Below are 1,045 nucleotides of genomic sequence, written 5' to 3' on the forward strand. Positions count from 1 at the left end.
GCTAGGGCCTGTGTCGAAGTCGGTCACAGCCACTCGTTGATCGCGGCGATGTGCACGGTGGCTTCGTAGCGGACGGCGAGTTTGTCGAATCGGGTGGCTACGGCGCGATGGCGTTTGAGGCGGTTGATGCCGCACTCCACGGCATGGCGTTGCTTGTACCGCTCAGGGTCGAAGGCCGGTGGCCGGCCGCCCTTGGACCCCTTCTTGCGCCGGTTGGCGTCCTGGTCTGCCTTCGAGGGGATCGTCGCGGCGATCCCACGCCGGCGCAGGTAGCGGCGGTTCGCCCGGGACGTGTACGCCTTGTCGGCCAAGACCCGATCCGGGCGGGTCCGTGGCCGACCGCTGCCCTGGCGAGGCACCCGAATGCCGTCGAGCACCGCGATGAACTGGGGACTGTCCCCGCGCTGCCCGGCGGTCAACACGATCGACAACGGCTTCTGCCCCTGCTCACACGCCAGATGCACCTTCGTTGTCAGCCCGCCCCGCGACCGCCCGAGCGCGTGATCCGCCGGCTCGACCGTCACCCCGCCCGGCGGCTCGACCTGCAGATCCCCCTTTTACGCGCCCCAGCAGCGTGCTGATGCGCCCGCGCGACCGACGAGTCCACCGACACGTCCCACGTCACCCGCCCGGCCTCGTCGGCAACCGCCTGCAACGCAGTCAGGATCTTCGCCCAGGTCCCGTCACGCTGCCAACGGCGAAACACCGCGTACGCCGCCGACCAAGACCCGTAACACTCCGGGATATCCCGCCACGGCGCACCCACCCGGATCCGCCACCTAATCCCATCAATGAGCTGCCGCTTCGTCCACGCCGACGGCCGACCCGGCCTACGTCCCACGGGCAGCAACGGCTCCAGCGCCGCCCAGCGCACGTCGGTCAGGTCATGCCGCCTCGTCACCGCTAAAGTAGCCACGAGGTCTCCGTGCTGATGGTCTTCTTCGTCGATGAACCATCTACCGGAGACCTCGCTACTTATCGATCACCGCCACGCCGAAACTTCCTCACCCTCGGCATCCACAGCCGACTTCGACACAGGCCCTAG

General features: G+C 68.1%; 1 protein-coding gene. It reads right to left on the minus strand.

What is annotated here, in order from left to right:
- Positions 1 to 23: 23 nt before the first annotated feature.
- A protein-coding gene (locus tag ACFQGL_RS32145; RefSeq protein WP_377516419.1) for an IS5 family transposase occupies positions 24 to 901 on the minus strand; the annotation gives its coding sequence in 2 pieces (ribosomal slippage) (positions 24 to 533 and positions 536 to 901; 876 coding nt in all).
- Between the last annotated feature and the right edge of the window lie 144 nt (positions 902 to 1,045).

This window comes from Micromonospora vulcania, assembly GCF_042658605.1.
Taxonomy (GTDB): domain Bacteria; phylum Actinomycetota; class Actinomycetes; order Mycobacteriales; family Micromonosporaceae; genus Micromonospora; species Micromonospora vulcania.